Consider the following 1,423-nt stretch of genomic DNA (forward strand, 5'->3'; position numbering starts at 1 on the left):
GTGTAGGTCCCAAGTTCAGATGTCGCGTTTCCGCTAAATAGATGGAATGGTCGCCTCCCGCCTTAACGGGCCGTCCGGCGCCGCAATCTCGCGTCCAGAGCATGCGACATTGCTGGTTCGGCAGCCCAGCCGCCAAGGAGAACCAAATGGAACCCACGACCATTGCCATCGATCTGGCCAAGCGCGTTTTCCAGATTCATTATGTCGAGCCTGAAACCGGCGCGATTCACAGCAAGGTACTCAAACGTGCCCAGCTCGCGCCGTTCTTCGCCAACCGGCCGGCGAGCCGCGTCGTTATGGAGGCCTGTGGCAGCGCTCATCATTGGGCCCGGGTACTGGCACGGCTTGGCCACGACGTGCGGCTCATCGCAGCTCAGTTCGTGCGGCCGTTCGTGAAGTCTAACAAGAATGATGCGGCTGACGCCGCGGCGATCTGGGAAGCTGCCCAGCGTCCCGGCATGCGGTTCGTGGCCGTTAAGACCGAAGACCAGCAGGCCATGCTGGCGATGCACCGGATACGCCAGCAATTGGTCCGGATTCGCGTCATGCAGGTCAACCAACTTCGCGGATTGCTCTACGAGTTCGGCGTCGTGTTGCCTCAAGGCCGTCGTGCATCGATCGAAGCCGCCAAAGCCGCGCTGGCGTCACTGGCCGACGAGTTGCCGGACATGCTGCTAGACAGCCTGCAGGATCAGCTTTCGCGACTCCGTGCGCTCGATGAGCAGATTGCTCGGATCGAGCAACGCATTCTCAGTTGGCGGCGCAACGACGATGCATGCCTGCGCATCTCGGAGATTCCGGGCGTGGGCGTACTCACGGCAACTGCCGCGGTTTCGGTCATTGGACAGGCAAGAACGTTTCGCTCGGGGCGGGAGTTTGCCGCCTATCTCGGTCTCGTGCCGCGGCAGAACGGTTCGGGAGGCAAGATCAAGCTCGGTGGGATCAGCAAACGCGGTGACGTTTATCTGCGGACGCTGCTGATCCACGGCGCGCGATCGGTCATCTCGAGCTCAAAGCACTTGCCGGAGCGTTTGCGCCAGATGCTGTCCCGACGACCAACGAACGTCGTTGCTGTTGCACTCGCAAACAAGATGGCGCGAACAATCTGGGCGCTGCTGGCGCATGGCCGAACGTATGAGGCAGCACCGTCGCAGTAGTCAAGCTTCAATCCCTTTATCCCATCCACGGTTGCACAGGTGATGCTGAAAGATGGCAAGACAGGTTGGACCGCGCAAGGGCAAGCCTGAGACATTTCTCGGACCTCGAGTCCGCTATTTAGATTAGGAACCTTGCGGCGAAATCCATCGGGGCCGGCAGGCACGTCCTGCGATCGAGTCCGGATATAAGTCCGCAACCACCCTCCTCGCCACGATCAAAATTGCCTTGCAAATGGGAGGCGACCATATAAGAAATGTCGTGTTTT

1 protein-coding gene is annotated in these 1,423 nt (G+C 59.9%); it reads left to right on the forward strand.

Annotated elements, in window-relative coordinates; genetic code table 11:
- Positions 1-146: 146 nt before the first annotated feature.
- A complete protein-coding gene (locus BST28156_RS34470; RefSeq protein WP_174904577.1) occupies positions 147-1,157 on the forward strand; it encodes an IS110 family RNA-guided transposase in 1,011 nt (336 codons plus the stop codon).
- Positions 1,158-1,423 lie beyond the last annotated feature (266 nt).

This window comes from Burkholderia pseudomultivorans (assembly GCF_902499075.1).
In the GTDB taxonomy this organism is placed as follows: domain Bacteria; phylum Pseudomonadota; class Gammaproteobacteria; order Burkholderiales; family Burkholderiaceae; genus Burkholderia; species Burkholderia pseudomultivorans.